The sequence below is a fragment of the Syntrophaceticus schinkii genome (assembly GCF_000946815.1).
GTDB classification, from domain to species: Bacteria; Bacillota; DSM-12270; order Thermacetogeniales; family Thermacetogeniaceae; genus Syntrophaceticus; species Syntrophaceticus schinkii.
In genome coordinates this window covers 1-15,229 of sequence record NZ_CDRZ01000113.1, presented here as the reverse complement: position 1 = coordinate 15,229, position 15,229 = coordinate 1, and the positions used below count along the sequence as shown (strand labels likewise).

At 43.6% G+C, this 15,229-nt stretch carries 14 protein-coding genes, 1 pseudogene and 1 riboswitch; all 15 genes and pseudogenes read left to right on the top strand.

The genetic code is table 11. The features are described from left to right. The first annotated feature begins 119 nt into the window (after window positions 1–119). The 15 genes and pseudogenes from SSCH_RS05915 (at window position 120) to SSCH_RS05850 (ending at window position 15,020) form a co-directional block, all read left to right on the top strand. Window positions 120–368 carry a hypothetical protein gene (locus tag SSCH_RS05915; RefSeq protein WP_044664664.1) on the top strand — a complete coding sequence of 83 codons (249 nt, stop codon included), beginning with the start codon at window positions 120–122 and terminating at the stop codon, window positions 366–368. Window positions 369–992: 624 nt separating this feature from the next. After that, a pseudogene (locus tag SSCH_RS05910) lies at window positions 993–2,446 on the top strand (ABC transporter substrate-binding protein). A gap of 62 nt (window positions 2,447–2,508) precedes the next feature. Next, window positions 2,509–3,504, top strand: coding sequence for an ABC transporter permease (locus tag SSCH_RS05905; protein ID WP_044664663.1), 996 nt, complete (start codon window positions 2,509–2,511; stop codon window positions 3,502–3,504). After that, the gene (locus SSCH_RS05900; RefSeq protein WP_044664662.1) at window positions 3,497–4,345 is read left to right on the top strand and encodes an ABC transporter permease; all 849 of its coding nucleotides are present in this window, start codon (window positions 3,497–3,499) and stop codon (window positions 4,343–4,345) included. The genes SSCH_RS05905 and SSCH_RS05900 overlap by 8 nt, the downstream gene beginning before the upstream one ends. Further along, window positions 4,338–5,042, top strand: a complete 705-nt coding sequence (locus SSCH_RS05895; protein WP_052835376.1) for an ATP-binding cassette domain-containing protein — start codon at window positions 4,338–4,340, stop codon at window positions 5,040–5,042. Before SSCH_RS05900 ends, SSCH_RS05895 begins: the two co-directional genes overlap by 8 nt. Further along, window positions 5,017–5,259, top strand: coding sequence for an oligopeptide/dipeptide ABC transporter ATP-binding protein (locus SSCH_RS16365; protein WP_052835375.1), 243 nt, complete (start codon window positions 5,017–5,019; stop codon window positions 5,257–5,259). The genes SSCH_RS05895 and SSCH_RS16365 overlap by 26 nt, the downstream gene beginning before the upstream one ends. 116 nt (window positions 5,260–5,375) lie before the next feature. Beyond that, window positions 5,376–6,077 (top strand): ABC transporter ATP-binding protein, encoded by a 702-nt coding sequence (locus SSCH_RS05890; RefSeq protein ID WP_044664661.1) that lies wholly within the window; start codon window positions 5,376–5,378, stop codon window positions 6,075–6,077. 234 nt (window positions 6,078–6,311) lie between these two features. After that, the gene (locus tag SSCH_RS05885; RefSeq protein ID WP_044664660.1) at window positions 6,312–7,196 is read left to right on the top strand and encodes a class I SAM-dependent methyltransferase; all 885 of its coding nucleotides are present in this window, start codon (window positions 6,312–6,314) and stop codon (window positions 7,194–7,196) included. 842 nt (window positions 7,197–8,038) lie between these two features. Then, complete coding sequence (locus tag SSCH_RS05880; RefSeq protein WP_052835374.1) at window positions 8,039–9,097, top strand: ABC transporter substrate-binding protein; 1,059 nt, start codon at window positions 8,039–8,041, stop codon at window positions 9,095–9,097. Between the two features lie 175 nt (window positions 9,098–9,272). Beyond that, window positions 9,273–9,488 (top strand): hypothetical protein, encoded by a 216-nt coding sequence (locus tag SSCH_RS18195; protein WP_156972130.1) that lies wholly within the window; start codon window positions 9,273–9,275, stop codon window positions 9,486–9,488. A gap of 204 nt (window positions 9,489–9,692) precedes the next feature. After that, window positions 9,693–10,775, top strand: a complete 1,083-nt coding sequence (locus tag SSCH_RS05875) for an ABC transporter substrate-binding protein (protein WP_044664659.1) — start codon at window positions 9,693–9,695, stop codon at window positions 10,773–10,775. A gap of 260 nt (window positions 10,776–11,035) precedes the next feature. Further along, window positions 11,036–11,887, top strand: coding sequence for an ABC transporter ATP-binding protein (locus tag SSCH_RS05870; protein WP_044664665.1), 852 nt, complete (start codon window positions 11,036–11,038; stop codon window positions 11,885–11,887). A 443-nt stretch (window positions 11,888–12,330) separates the two neighbouring features. Continuing rightward, entirely contained in the window at window positions 12,331–12,579 is a 249-nt protein-coding gene (locus SSCH_RS05860; RefSeq protein WP_044664657.1) for a TroA family protein, read from the top strand. 112 nt (window positions 12,580–12,691) lie between these two features. Next, window positions 12,692–13,750: an ABC transporter substrate-binding protein gene (locus tag SSCH_RS05855; protein ID WP_044664656.1), complete on the top strand. Its 1,059-nt coding sequence runs from the start codon at window positions 12,692–12,694 to the stop codon at window positions 13,748–13,750. A gap of 276 nt (window positions 13,751–14,026) precedes the next feature. Further along, window positions 14,027–14,251: riboswitch (cobalamin riboswitch) on the top strand. A gap of 169 nt (window positions 14,252–14,420) precedes the next feature. Then, entirely contained in the window at window positions 14,421–15,020 is a 600-nt protein-coding gene (locus SSCH_RS05850) for a DUF6431 domain-containing protein (RefSeq protein ID WP_269746128.1), read from the top strand. The last annotated feature ends 209 nt before the right edge of the window (window positions 15,021–15,229 follow it).

Below are 15,229 nucleotides of genomic sequence, written 5' to 3'. Positions count from 1 at the left end.
AAATAACTGAAGTTATTCGACAATAATCTCGAGTATTTATGAAGATGTTTGATTAAAAAAGACGCTAAATCAGAGAAAAGGCCATGAAGGTCTTATCCCTTGCAGAAGCTGGGTAGACCTTGATGGTCTTTTTATTCGGTTTATTCGGTTTATTCGGTTTACAGATCAATGGGACATCTACAAAAATGGTGCTGCAAAATGGAGGGAGGGCCCTCTACCGGAACCTGCAGGAACTGGTAGCCAGAGATGTGCCGGTAGCCCCTATCTTCAATGATGTATCCCTTCATGCCGTACGGAAAGAGGTCAAAGGTCTGCGGATGGATCCCTTCTTTAAACCGACACTGGAAAAGGCCTGGCTGTGTGAATAGCTGTCATATTACTTTAGAAGAGGGGGTTTTGATCTATGGATGAAGAGTATTTTGAAGAAAACAGGGAGAAAGAAGTAGAAAAGGAAAGGATTCTGGTGGTATTGGGAGTGGTTTTGTTTTTGATTATTTTTTTCATTTAAATATGATTTTACTGCAAAAAGTCGTTTTTCGATGGAAGCGCCGCCATGTGAGCAGCTTAACTTATAACTTTCATCCATAGCGGTTAACAGATGAAAAACAGACTTGAACAAAATGACTATGAAGGTCATATTAGGTAGTATTATATATTTTAGTATATTTTTATATACATATATGTACTTATATTAGTGTAGTATTCTTAATGTGAGAGTAATCTCACGATGGGAGCAGAAGTTCTCCTAAGGTGGAATGGGAATTTTGCCGTTCACTTTTAGGAGATTTTTTATATACATCACAAATTAAAAAGGGGGGGTTTTTAGATTGGGAAACTGGAAAAGAATCATTGTGCTGTTTTTGGTTTTGGTTTGTGTTCTTGGGGCATTGACGGGTTGCGGAGATAAGACGAAATCTGATCCAGATAGAGTGCTACGCATTGGAACAACTGTCGCCAATGACACCTTCAATGCAACGACTGCAGGAGGTGCCATGGGGAGGCTAAATTATAATGCTTTTACCAATGCTCCATTTTTAATCACCAATGAAAAAGGTGAAGTGTTACCCTTCTTTATGAGGTCATGGAAATCTTCTGCTGACAATAAGTCCATGACCTTCAAGATTGCAAAAGGTGTTCTGTGGCATGATGGCAAGCCCGTTACAGCTGAGGATGTCAAATTTACCTTTGATTTCTTGGCGAAGCAGGGTTCCATCTACACCAAGAAAGTTGTATCTTGTGATATTGTCGATGATGAAACCCTTACTCTCACCTTTACTGAGCCAAGCGGGTATGCCTTCCTGGTAGAATGGCCAATTATGTTCATGTTCTCCCAAAGCATATTTGGGAAAAAGTAGAGGACAATAAAACCTATACCGGTGAGGATTCTGCTGTCGGCTGCGGCCCCTATAAGTTTGTCAATGTGGATAAAGATGCACAGATTTCTTATTATGAAGCAGTAAATGATTATTTCTACGGCGATGTAACCGTTAAAAAGGTGTCCATCCACAGCTTCAGCAACCACGATGCTCTTCTGATGGCTATGAAGAACAATGAAATCGATGCCATGTTTGATTATTCAAATCCTCTGCCGGCTACATTGGCCGGCTCTATCATCGGTGTTAAAAACCTGGACTCCGGTATGAGTCCAAACCAGGGACATAATCAACTCACTTTCGGTTTCAACAAGGCGCCGACAAATGATGTCTCCTTCCGTAAAGCAACCGCTTATGCCCTCGATTGGAAACTGCTTTCCACAGTCACCGCCGGAGAATACGGCAACATACCGGGCTGGGGTGTTGTTGCCCCGTCCAATGTGGGCTATGACAGCTCAATTCCTAAACTGGCGCAAGACAAGGAAAAGGCTAAAGCCATTCTTGATAAAGCAGGATATTTAGACAAAAATGGTGATGGCTTCAGGGAATTCCCGGACGGCAGACAGATGGATGTTTTGATTTCACCGCAGTTCAGCGCAGCAAAGAAGCCATTGTTCCTGCGATATGCTGAAATCATTGCCAATGATCTTAAGGCAGTCGGCGTAAAAACCCATCTGGATGAACAGATTATCAGCAGCCAGGAATATTCCTCCAAGTTCATCAAATCAGGTGAGTGTGAGCTGTTTATCGGATATACCACTTCTGGGAAGGCGGCCTACGATACGGCATACTTCTATTTGATTAAGGGTTTTTCACCAGGGGGATGGCCCACCTGTGAGGATCCTGAATTCTATGCCCACTACTCAAAACTGATGAATGCCATGTCACGTCAAGAATATCTTGACTCGATTAAAGCCATCCAAAAGAAAAACGCAGATGAGGTTCTGGGACTGGCCTTGTGCTGGGATACCGTGTTCTTCCCCTATCGCACAGATAATTTTAAGGGCTGGATAAACTATCCGAGCTGGGGTGTCATCAACAACAGCACCTGGTTCAATGTTAAGGCAAAATAGGACAATCCAGGGGGGTCGTGTCATTGAAAAATGGCATGACCCCTTAATAAGGAGTTCAATCGGTGAAACTAGCCTACATACTTCAACGTATCGTCCAGGCGGCAGTTATTCTGTTCGTTATTATTACCCTCAATTTCTGTCTGGTGCGCGGCATGCCTGGGGATCCAATGCTCAACATTCTAGGTGAAAGCGACTATCACTTGCTACTGGCCAACGCCCCTGACACCTTAGAAGAATTGCGTGCCTATTATGGATTGGAAAAAAGTCTGTTAGATCAGTATTGGACATATTTGAAAGACACCTCCAGGTTGAATTTCGGTTATTCCTTTCATGTTGGCCGGCCTGTGACCGAGATCGTTTTCTATCATGCAAAGTGGTCGTTCCTCCTGGTGTTCCCCGCTATCCTCATCGCAGCCCCATTAGGAGGCCGGTTGGGATTGAGGGCAGGATGGAAACCCGGGGGAAAATTCGATGCGGTTATGACACCGATTTTTCTCTTTATTAACAGCATACCCTCCAACTGCCTGGCCATAGTCTTGCTGATGGTTCTGGCCTATAAGGCAAGGCTCTTTCCTCTCAGCGGGATGGTGAGCGGCGGCAATTTGACCGGCATGAGCAGAATACTGAGTATTATTTGGCATATGGTGCTTCCGGTAAGCATGCTCACAGCCTATCGTACCGCATCTAATTTTCTGTTAATGAAGAGCACGGTTTCGCAGATTCGGCAGGAGGAATACATTACAACCGCATTTTCTAAGGGTCTGCTGCAGCATGAGGTTTTAAACAGGCACGTTCTGATCAATGCCCTGCCACCCTTCATTACCGCAATCTGTATGCAATTCGGTTATATCATCTCCGGTGCCATGTTTGTGGAGGTGGTTTTTTCCTGGCGCGGCATGGGCAGTCTGATTTATGCCTCTGTAGGCTCTAAAGATTATCCTATTCTGCAGTTTTGCTTTTTGCTGATCAGTTTTTGCGTCATTCTTTCCAATATGCTTGCCGATATACTTTATGTGATTATCGATCCGCGCATCAAAGGATGGGGAGAGCATGAGTAGGTTTCTTCCGAAAAATAAGTTTGTCCGCTTTGGCATGGGTATTCTGATTATTTGCGCTGTGCTTGCCATCTTTGCGCCGCAAATTGCACCCTATGATCCCTATGCCTTCGGCACGCCTTATCTTCGCCCCTGTAAAGCGCATTGGCTGGGCACCAACGATATAGGTCAAGATATTCTCAGTGAACTGATCTACGGAACGCGTGTCTCCCTGATTATCGGGATTATCTGCTCTATCGTTGTCACTGTGATCGGGACATCGCTGGGCATGCTTGCCGGCTATTATAGAGGGCTTACCGATAGGGTCATAACCTCTCTTACCCATGTTGCCATGTGTATCCCCTCACTGCCGCTGGCCATTATTTTAGCTGCTTATCTTAATGCCAGTATCATCAACCTGATCATCGCCATCAGCATTACCGCATGGACAGGCACCCTGCGCATTGTGCGCTCCCGTGTTTTTCAGATGCGCGAGCTTCCCTTTATTAAAATTGAACAGGCCCTTGGTGTTCGCGGATGGCTGATTCTTTTTAAGCATATTTTACCCAATGTGTTGGATATTGTACTTATGCGTTCGGCATTGTCTGTCGCCGGTGCCATGCTCACCGAGGCGGGTCTGAGTTTTTTGGGTTTGGGTGTTTATAAGCAAAAAAGCTGGGGCGGCATACTCCACTATGCATTTTTCCGCAATGGGGTTGTCAATGGTTATTGGTGGTGGATTTTGCCGCCGATTATAATGATCTCGCTGACCGTACTTGGATTTGTGTTGGTCGGATATTACGGCGGAACGACAAGGGCTTATGCCTCATCCATGTCAACGGCGGGAGGGCAGTCAAGTGCTTGAATTGAAAAGGATCACCGTTCGCTTTGGCGCGGGAGGTGTGCCTGTGGTGGAGGATGTATGCCTGACCGTTGAAGAGGGCACAAAGACCGTCATTATCGGGGAAACCGGAAGCGGAAAAAGCGTGCTGATACTGGCGTTATTGAAGCTTTTGCCATCCACTGCAATTGTAACGGGTGAGGTTATCTACCGGGGCATCGATGTTTTCTCGCTGAGCGAAAGAGAGCTTGCCGCGCTGCGCGGTGCAAAAATTGCCTATGTACCGCAGGGGAGCGGAAACAGTTTAAACCCTCTGCATCCTATCGGGAAACAGGTGGGGGAGTCAATGGCGGCAGGCAATCTGCTGCCTGCCAAGGAGCTGCGCGCCAGGGTGCTGGCACTGCTGAAAAGCTTTCACCTCGGTGATGAGGAGCGGCTGGTCAAACAGTATCCGCACACTCTCAGCGGCGGCATGCGGCAGCGGGTGCTTGTTGCTATGGGAGTTGCGCCGGGGGCAGCTGTTATCCTTGCAGATGAGCCCACCAAGGGTTTGGATGCGGCGCGGGTGCGGCTGGTTGAAGACAGCTTTATGCGGCTGGAGGGGAAATCACTTATTTGTGTTACCCATGACATCTCCTTTGCCCGTAAAATCGGCGAGTATGTCTCAGTTATGTATGCGGCGCAGCAGGTAGAGATTGCATCAGCAGAAGTTTTTTTTTAAACGGCCGCTGCACCCGTATGCCCAGGCAATGCTTGCTGCCATGCCCGAAAACGGGCTGAAAGCCATCGTCGGCTTTGCTCCGCCGCATAACGAATATCTCAACCACGGCTGCCGCTTTTACGTCCGCTGCCCGGACAAGACAAACCGCTGCCTTACTCCGCCTCCTCTAGTTGAAATTGAAAATAGAAAAGTGAGATGTTGGATCTATGCTGATTAGAACGCAGATGTACGATGGGACATACAAGTCAGCCTACACCGAGACTCTGGGTCTTGCTGATTAGAACCGGAATTTATAATCCGTCCCGCGGTTGAGGGGAGGGGGATGCTGAATCTATGCTCATTCGCACGCATAATTTGACGAAAATATATCCTGGAAGGTTTTCTGTGCCGGATAAGCCGGCTGTGGTCGATGCCTGTATAGATATTGCAGAAGGTGAAACAGTGGGTCTTGTCGGTGAAAGCGGGAGTGGGAAAACAACGATCGGCCATATGCTGACCGGCCTGATTAAGCCATCCTCCGGTGAAATATCGTACTGTGGAGATCCTGTCACACTGCCGCTGCGGGGTGAATTGCGCAGAAAACTGCAGATCATCTTTCAACACCCGGAGATTTCTTTTAACCCCCGGCTCCCCCTCATCAAGAGCATTGAGGAGCCTTACCACTTCTATCGAAAAGCTGATGGCGTTCAGGCTCTGTACGATGAAATGGGTCAGTTCGGCATATACCCTGAGCATTTAAATCGCCTTCCCGCGGAGCTCAGTGGAGGCGAACTGCAAAGAGCCAGTATCATGCGAGTGTTGGCTGTACGCCCCTCCCTTGTCGTTTTGGATGAGGTCACAAGTATGCTGGACAGCATATCTCAGGCGCAGGTCCTGCAAATCCTCAAAGACTATCAAAAGCAGCATCAAGTGTCCTATCTATTTATTACCCATCATGAGGCGCTTTGCAAAGTCTTCTGTGATAAGGTGTATAGAATTCATGAGGGGTGTATTGTAGGTCTAGTAGGATCTACCAGTCAAGGTTTTAACCTATAATGTAGGTATCACCACGGGATTCTAACTGTTGGGGTCATGCGCTTTATCTATCGGTACATTGTGGTTTTGATGGTTATTCATAAACAAAAAAATATTAATACTGCAGCGAAAAATACATTATAAAACGGCTTTTATGTGCCTTGAAAAAATCACGAAAGCTTTAACGCGTTATTCCTTCAAGGTTGGAACCTATCGCTGTAGTATTAAATAAATAAAAGAAAGGGGTTTTATCATATGGAACTAGATTATGCGGTATTATGCCAGGAAGACTTTTGGCGGCAGGCATGGGAGCAAACCAGGAAATCTTCACCGCAGATGCGAAGGAGAATAAGAGGAGACAAAGAGGCGATCGAATTCTGGAATCAAATGGCACCGAAATATGGACAACACCATACAGATAAAAGACAGGAACGCATTGAAAAGATTATCAATATTCTGGAAAAGAATGGGATGCTGACACCGGAAGCTGACGTTCTTGATGTTGGTTGTGGGCCGGGAACCTATGCCTTGCCCTTTAGCGGCCGGTGTAAGTCAGTTACAGCACTGGATGGGGCTCGGGAAATGTGCCGGATTCTCAAAGAAAAGGCCGCCGAGGATGGGTTGGCAAATGTCACAGTATTGCAGCATATGTGGGAAGATGTAGATCTTGAAAAGGAGGGTCTTTTAAACAGATTCGATCTTGTCTTTGCCTCGATGACACCGGCAGTCTGCGATTATGATACATTCATGAAAATAAACTTGGCTTCCCGCAAGTTTTGTTGCCTAATTTCCTGGGCAGGTGGAACTGTTAATGAAGCCCGGAGTGATTTGTGGGAACTGCTGTTTCACGAAAAAGATGATAACAGAGGCTACCATGCATTTTTTCAGTTCAATCTCTTGCTCAGTATGGGGTATTACCCTTCTATCGATTATTTTAATTCCCATTGGGTTAACGAAGAAACGGTGGAAGAAGCCATCGAAGGCCTATGCCGCTCTTTTTGGCTCTATACAGAGATTACACCTGAAGTTAAGGATACCATTGCTGGATATGTCAGAGAAAGAAGTAAAAACGGTGTTTTTCGACAGGAAACTAGTTCGCGCTTGAGCATAATGACTTGGCGGGTTGATGAGCAGTTTTAGCGTTTGCTGCCCCGCTGTTTTGAGTAACTGCGCCGGGCAAAAAATAACCGGGTACCCACGGGGGTACCCTATCTATTTAACCCATAAAGTCATCACTGCTTCACTTCCTTCTGGGTAAGCAGGGCTTGCTGAACAGCCCCCAAAAAAACTCATTTTCAAGTGATTGCAGGAATTCGGTCTTTTTTGGTGAATAATTATATAATTTAGGTATTAATTCCTGGAGAATAAATGTATCCGTGAAGGGTACCTTCGCCAGGGACAGTAAGCCTCAATTAATAAAAACATAATTTCACATGATAACTACAGGCCACGAAGGCTTTTCCATGAAGGAAGGTTTTTTGTGGTTTTTTTGTTTCTGCAGGGGGTGAAATTTATAGCTAAAATTTGATATATGTTTAATCTGTTGTGAAACTTTGGGAAGTCAACACTTTATTTTAGGATTAGATAATATTAAGTGTATCTGTAACCACTGCTGAAGGTATTGTTGAACTTGAAGAATTGTATTAACATTCTACAGCACGGAAAATCACATTTTTTGGGTTCCTATTTATCTCACTCATTGTAATAGCTTTGTCAGCCACAGCTACCGGAGTAAAGGAATTGATGTAGTCCTGTGTTAGGGGCAATACTGCTCCTGTTTTCTGACACCCAGGTGCGGATTGTAATGGCACTTGAAGAGATACTGTACGGATTCTAACATCTCTAATTGGGGTACCGTTTCTTTTCTACCTGTTGCTCAGGAAGAATCGGCAGTGGCGGTAAGGGAGAAAAAAGTTAACACAGAAGGTGTCCGGGTTTATTTAGCCAAGTTTATAACTCGTACTTTGAGGAGGACGATAGTGATGAAAAAAACTAAGAACCTGTCTATTATTGTTGCTTTAACTGTGTTTATATGTTTATTAGCAGCAGGATGTAGTTCAGGTAAAAAGCAAACTGTCTCTGAAACAAAAATGATTACCATTACAGACTCTTCAGAGCGCACTGTAGAAGTTCCTTGTCCGCCAGAACGGATTGTAGTCTGTAACAGCTATGTGGCTGAGGTGATCTGTGTTTTGGAAGAAGAAGACAGAATAATTGGTGCTAGTAAAGTTGTATTAGAATATCCAATATTGGACCAAAAGTTAAAAGGGATTAAGGATGTAGGAGACGTTTTTAATCCAAGTGTAGAGAAAATACTTACGTTAGACCCAGATATTGTTATTGGCTGGACTACTCAAGAACAAGATATCACCAACCAATTACAACAAGCCGGAATACCCGTAGTTCTTTTGGATTGTTCGAAAACGGATGTACTCTCTCGAGATATTAAAGTCATTGGAAAAATATTGGGACGAGAGAAAAGAGCATCGCAGTTCATTGCTTATTATGAAAAATATCAAGAAATGATAGGTACCAGGCTAAAGGGAGTGCCAGATGAAAAGAAACCACAAGTTTATTGGGAGGGTATGAGCGATTATAATACAGTTGGTCCAGGTTCATCCGATGGCAATATGCTTGTAGCAGCTGGAGGAAGAAACATTGCTGGAGAGGTACCTCTTTCTTCGACGAAAGTAAGCCCTGAATGGGTGTTAGTTAAAAATCCCGAAATAGTTATTAAATGCCCTGGAACTGCTAAAGTGCCTTCGGGTTATGGAATAAACGCTGATGCCATGAAAAAGCAGCGTGAGGAGATAATTGTCCGATCGGAATTAAAACAGATTAAAGCATTTAAAACAGATAAGGTATATGTACTTTCAAGACGTGCTGTATCAGGACCGCAGTCCATAATTGGCTTAATGTATGTTGCGAAATGGCTTCACCCTGAGCTTTTCGAGGATGTTAATCCTGAGAAGATCCATCAGGAGATGTTAGAAAAGTTCTATGGTTTGGAATACCAGGGTGCATGGGCGTACCCAATTTAGAATTATGAAGGTCATTGGCGAGGTTGGTGGGTCAGGTATTTTATGGCTATTACTTTTACCTGCAGTGTTGCTTGCGGGTACAAGGAACAATTATCGCAGTAGACTAAAAAAGAAAAGCTAGATGTCTACAATTGTTCTATAGCCAAATAGTTCCACCTTGATTTGTTACAATATATTGACCTTTTTCCCGCGCAGCCAAGAAAGAATAGGTGAAGTGAAAGGCGATTTCCAGGGAGGTTCCATTGACATCCTCACTTACGAAGAAGTAGCTGACTGGGGAGCTAAGATGCAGGAAATAAGGCAAATTAGAGAGCTGAAACAAAGGGAGCGATATCATGTGAAACTCTATGTAAAAGGGGTTCGTTTTCGTAACGGGAGCAGGGAATATTAAAAGGTTGAACTAGATGACCATAAAACTGGGTCTGTTTATGATCACAATTAAACCAAGTACCCTAAATAAATAATTCGTGCTACAAGTAACTGCGGTTGTGGGTCACTAATGAAGGAGTGGAAGATGCCTGAAACTGTTGAATTTATATGATATTTTCAATTTTAAAGGATATTTGTAGAATCAAAGATTAAGGGGGGTATTTATATGAGGTTTAAAAAATATTTAATTCCAATTTTGATTTGTATTCTAGGGTGTATGTTCTTGGTGGCCGGATGTGGGAAGAGTGATTCAAAAAAGGATAAGGTGCTGGAAAGTAAAACTGTTACTATCACTGATTCTGCTGGCAGGAGTGTAGAATTGCCACAGCCACTGGAGAAAGTGGCAACTCTTAATGGCAATGTGGTTGAAGCCATGCGAATTTTGAAGGTTCAGGATAAGGTGATTGGGGTGAGCGAAAGTATCCAAAAAGATGCTTATCTTGATATGCAGGAGAAAGATCTGGTTGGAAAAGGGTTCCAGCCGAACTATGAAAAGGTGGTGGAGCTAAGACCACAGGTTTTCATTTCTTACAGTACATATGGACCTGGCGCGGAATTAGCCGAAAAATTAGAACCTGCAGGGATCAAGGTTGTGCTTTTAGATTTACACAAGCCGGAAACATATGATAATGATTTTGAAGTACTGGCAAAGATGTTTGGGAAAGAAAAAGAAGCGAACGCTTTTTTGAAATGGAAATCCGAGAAAATTGCAGCTTTAGATAAAGTGAAGAACATACAATCGGAGCAAAGAGTAAATGTCTTATCTATGACTACAGATAGTATTCAAAAGGAGAAATGGAAGGTTGCCGCAAGTGATACAGCTGCTCATCAGGCAGTTGACATGGCGGGCGGAATTAATATAGCTCAGGAATTTAAGGGCTATTCAGAGGTTAGTCCGGAATGGATCTTACAACAAAATCCAGGGGTGTTAGTTGTTGCAGACTATACGAGAGATTTGGTGGGATTTAATGTAAAGGACTTTGGAAATGTAGAGAAATTTAAAGAAAAATTAGTTCAAAATATTGTTTTGAGCAAAACAGATGTTGTGAAAAAGGACCGGATATATATCATACCAAATGGTCTACTTGGTGGCGACAAGTCTTACCTTGGTGCACAATATCTTGCCAAGTGGTTCTATCCAGACCAGTTTAAAGAGTTAGATCCTGATAAAGTTCTTAAAGAATACTTCGAAAAGTGGATGGATGTACCCTTCCAGGGTAAGTGGGCCTACCCACCTCCAACAAAGTAGGGATGTAAGAACCCCCGGGGTTTCCTAGCTATTAGGACTAGCTTTTTGCCGGGAAACCCCGGGTTTATTTTACCTTGAGATGATAGAACAGTTCATGATAGTTCTTAAAATGGCTTCCAAGTAAAACGGGAAGCGCAACCGTATAGAAACAGTTCTTAAAACCAGTTCCTGAATAACCGGAGAAACGCTGCAAAGACGTGCTGATACTGGCTCACACAATATCGGAAAGGTGAACATACATGAACAATCCACCGGATAAAATGCTAGAAGTGCATAATGTTGTAAAACGCTATGGTTCTGTTACTGCTGTTGACGGGGTTTCCTTTTCTGTGAATGGCGGTGAGATCTTTGGTCTTCTTGGCCCAAATGGGGCTGGAAAATCAACAACCATCAGAATGCTGACTACTTTAACAAAGCCGACGGCCGGAGAGTTATTTGTTGACGGTTATTCTGTGGTCAATGATCAAGTAGAGGTCAAAAGGCGGATTGGAGTTGTACCCCAGCAGAACAATTTTGAGCAGGAATTGACCGGCAGGGAGAACCTTTTACTCCACGCTCTTTTGCACAAAATGCCTAAGAAAATCCGTGACGCCAGAATTGCAGAACTGTTGGCATATGTTGGTCTGGAGGATAGAGCTGATGAACGGGTCCGGAATTATTCCGGCGGGATGGCCCGTCGCCTGATCATTGCCAGGGCACTGCTTCATGGCCCTTCGATTTTGTTTCTGGACGAACCTACTGTGGGGCTTGACCCACAGACCCGCAGGAAGATTTGGGACTTGATTCTGTTGATGAACCGGTCAGGTGTTACAGTGCTTTTAACTACTCACTACATTGAGGAAGCGGAAAGCCTTTGTCACAGGGTGGGAATTGTGGATTATGGCAAGTTAATTGCTCTGGACAGTCCAAAAAAACTTTCACAGAATATCGGTGAATTTTGTGTCGAATTTCTCAAAGATTTCGGTGTGGAGCGCCATTTTTTTGCAACAAGGCAGGAAGCCCGAAATTTTGTATCAGGTCAGGATTTTGATACTGTGGTGCGCAGAACCAATTTGGAAGACGTTTTTGTGGAGTTAACTGGGCGTGTCAGCAAAGAACTTGCTTATGCATAACGAAAACATGGAAAATCTGGCCTGCTATTGCCGGTCAATGACTGTGATAGAAGGGGTATATATTAGCTAAGAAAGGAACAGGCAACATGCCAAAAGAGGAATGCAAGCGAAAGGTATCCGGGCATCAGTGTTTCAGTGAACAAGCTCATTTTGCATTTGGCAGAATACATATTCCGGTAGCCCCGCTGTGTAACATAAAATGCAATTACTGTTCACGGAAGTATGATTGTGCCCATGAAAACAGGCCCGGGGCATGCAGATGCAGTGAAATTGTGAACACCTACCAAGTATTGGTAAGGGTTGAAAAAGCAGGTCCCATATAGTTGCCGGAATTTACACTTTTTTGGTGAAAAATTATTAAACGTAATGACAAGAACCCGCAAGTGATTATAAAAATTGCTTCTACTAGCATTCCATCTGGCTACGAAGAGTCTGAGGAGGCTATGAAAAAGAAAAGATCAGAAATTATGTCACGGCCTACTTGGGGAAAGATAGATGCAGTAAAGTCTGGTAAGGTTTATATGCTTTCGAGTGATATTTATACAAGCCCACGTGCGGTAGTTGGGATTGCTTATATGGCCAAATGGTTGCATCCGGAACTCTTCCAAGATGTAGACCCAGAAGCCATTAATAAAGAGTTTCTTGAAAAATTTCACGGTCTAGAACTAAAAGGCGTATGGGCTTATCCATAGAATTTTATTACTTTAGGTGATGATAATTTATCAGAGAGAAAGAAATCGCCTGCCATCTCTTGTATGCATATTTGAGAAATATTTGAGGTGTCAAAATTATGGGGGTATTAAAATGAAATTGAAAAAATATATGATTCTAATTTTGATTTGTGTTTTAGGGTGTATGTTGATAGTAGTCGGCTGTGAAAAGAGCGATTCAAAAAAGGAACCAAAAGAGCCGACGACTGTTACTATTATTGATTCGGCAGGGAACGAAGTTAAAATTTTGCATCCAGTCAATAGAATTATCACACTTACAGCTGACAATACTGAGCTGGCTATTGTACTTGGGGATGAAGATAAAATTGTGGGCGTGTCAGATGAAGCAGTAAATTACGCTGAAATAGGGGATAAATTAACAAGGGCAGCAACTGTTGGGCATTTTAGGGAGCCAAATTTGGAAAAAATAGCGGTGCTAAAGCCGGATGTAGTAATTGGGTATGAAACTTCTATTGAAAAGGGTATCAAAGATAAATTAGAAAGTATGGGCATTCCATTTATTGTCTGCGAGTGTAACAAATTCGAAACTTTTGAAAAAGATGTAGAACTTATGGGTAGGATTCTCGGAAAAGAAGATAAGGCAAAAGAATTTCTCACTTTTCATCATTCTGTAATGAATATGATAAAGGAGAGAACAAAAAATATCAGGCCAGATCAAAGAACTCAGGTATATCTTTCTGGGGGATGGGGAAAGGAACCATGTGTGACGTTTGGTAAGGAGAGTGATATAAATTTATATTTAAATACTGTTGGAGCAATAAATATTGCTTCAGAACTTCCTGGAAATAAAATAACTGTGAGTCCCGAGTGGGTTCTGACTCAAGATAACATAGAGGTTATTATTGATCATATTGCAAGTACACAGATAAAACCAACTACGGAGCCCCTTATTGAGGTAAAGAAAATTTACATGAGCGATCCTGTCTGGGCCAAAACAACGGCTGCGAGGGAAGGAAGAGTGCATATTATGGGTTGGAGGGTATACAAGGGATTGCGCTTTTCCATAGGTCTCCTCTATTGTGCAAAATGGTGTCATCCTAACTTATTCAATGATATTGATCCTGAAAAGTATCACAGCGAATACATGCAGAAATTTTTAGGTTTAGAGCTTCAAAATGTATGGGGTCAGTAGCCTAAATCCGTCTTGTCGAAAGTAGGGGTACGAGAATCCAGAAATTAGATAGATAAAATGAATGACCTAATAATGCAGCAATGGGTAATTGTTTATTCAGATGGCTAAATAGACACAGATAATCTTTTTCATGAAAATAGAAGGAATAACGAAGAACTTGTAGAATACGTTTATTACTATTCTGGTTGAGAATGATGGCCATGAAGGTCTCCACCCAGAAATAAGGGGATTGACATGGTCATTAATATCAACAATATATTTGTAAAATTGAATAATAAAACAGGGTGTTGTATCCCGTTAATGCGAACGGGATACTGAAGGGAAGTCCGGTGCAAATCCGGCGCGGTCCCGCCACTGTGATGGGGATCTGCCTTGCACAATGCCACTGTCCAGCACTTGAGATGAAGTTTCGAGTGGGTGCCATTCGAAAACTAACAGTTAAGTGCTAGGTGGGAAGGCGTAAGGCAGAGGTGAACCAGAGTGTCGCCTCTCACTCCCAATGACGGGGGGAGGAGGATTTTTTTCTTGCTTTTTATGACGTAAATGATGCATACTGATTGACATATGGATTATTTATTGACATGACAATCATCACGGAAGGATAAATAGCGAGAAGGGGAACCCCTATGGCCAACGCCCGCCAAGTCCCCCTTCCCTAAAAAACACTGAAATGATCTTACTCGAAACTCCTTTAACTGTCCAGTCTTATCTTGAATTATTTGCAGACGGTTGTCCGGAAAACCTACGACCAGTGGAATGCCCATCCTGTAAAGCTATGCGGAAGCTACACCGGCACGGGCATTACAAACGCATGGTATTCACCCTCGAAGAAGCATATTCCATACCGATATTTCGTTTCAAGTGTCCCATATGTGGTAAAACAACAGGTCTGCTCCCTCCCTTCATCGGGGAAAAAGAGCAAACTGCCTGGGAAGTGCAAGAAGAGGTGATGCGCAAGCAGACAAAAGGCCAATCCCTGACACAGGTAGCCGGAGAACTAACAGCAGCAGGGGGACCCTACAGTGAAAAAAGCCTTTGGCGCTGGACCACCAGGTGGAACAGGCTTTTAAGGGATTCAGGTAACATCTTTTGGACACAGATCCTGCGTGTTCTGCCCCACATCCAACTGCCAGTAGGAAAAATGAAGCCCCGTACAGAGTGGGGCTGGCTTTTTAAGATATGGGACCAGGTAAAGGCAGAGTTTGGAGATGATAAGTTGTTTAACTGGCTCTACAGACAGCAAAAATCAATGGCACTGGCACCAGGATAAAAAAGCCCCACACAAGCTGTCTATGGATTGACGGCACCGCTTCGAAGAGAATGATGCTGGAAGCTTCACCAACATCTTCTTAAAAAACAAAGGAGCGGAGAAAAGATAGGAATTTCGAAATGCGAGACAAGAACAGAATAGCGGCCTTTCGCTATTGGGCTGATTGCAACCGATCGTCAGCCCGCCAGAGCCCCATGCTGCCAAGGTGA

What these genes read in the sequence shown, in the direction of transcription:
- SSCH_RS05880 (WP_052835374.1), top strand. Translation starts at nt 8,039, where the DNA reads ATGAAAAAAACTAAGAACCTGTCTATTATTGTTGCTTTAACTGTGTTT.
- SSCH_RS05850 (WP_269746128.1), top strand. Translation starts at nt 14,421, where the DNA reads ATGATCTTACTCGAAACTCCTTTAACTGTCCAGTCTTATCTTGAATTA.
- SSCH_RS05890 (WP_044664661.1), top strand. Translation starts at nt 5,376, where the DNA reads ATGCTCATTCGCACGCATAATTTGACGAAAATATATCCTGGAAGGTTT.
- SSCH_RS05855 (WP_044664656.1), top strand. Translation starts at nt 12,692, where the DNA reads ATGAAATTGAAAAAATATATGATTCTAATTTTGATTTGTGTTTTAGGG.
- SSCH_RS05860 (WP_044664657.1), top strand. Translation starts at nt 12,331, where the DNA reads ATGAAAAAGAAAAGATCAGAAATTATGTCACGGCCTACTTGGGGAAAG.
- SSCH_RS05900 (WP_044664662.1), top strand. Translation starts at nt 3,497, where the DNA reads ATGAGTAGGTTTCTTCCGAAAAATAAGTTTGTCCGCTTTGGCATGGGT.
- SSCH_RS05885 (WP_044664660.1), top strand. Translation starts at nt 6,312, where the DNA reads ATGGAACTAGATTATGCGGTATTATGCCAGGAAGACTTTTGGCGGCAG.
- SSCH_RS05870 (WP_044664665.1), top strand. Translation starts at nt 11,036, where the DNA reads ATGCTAGAAGTGCATAATGTTGTAAAACGCTATGGTTCTGTTACTGCT.
- SSCH_RS05875 (WP_044664659.1), top strand. Translation starts at nt 9,693, where the DNA reads ATGAGGTTTAAAAAATATTTAATTCCAATTTTGATTTGTATTCTAGGG.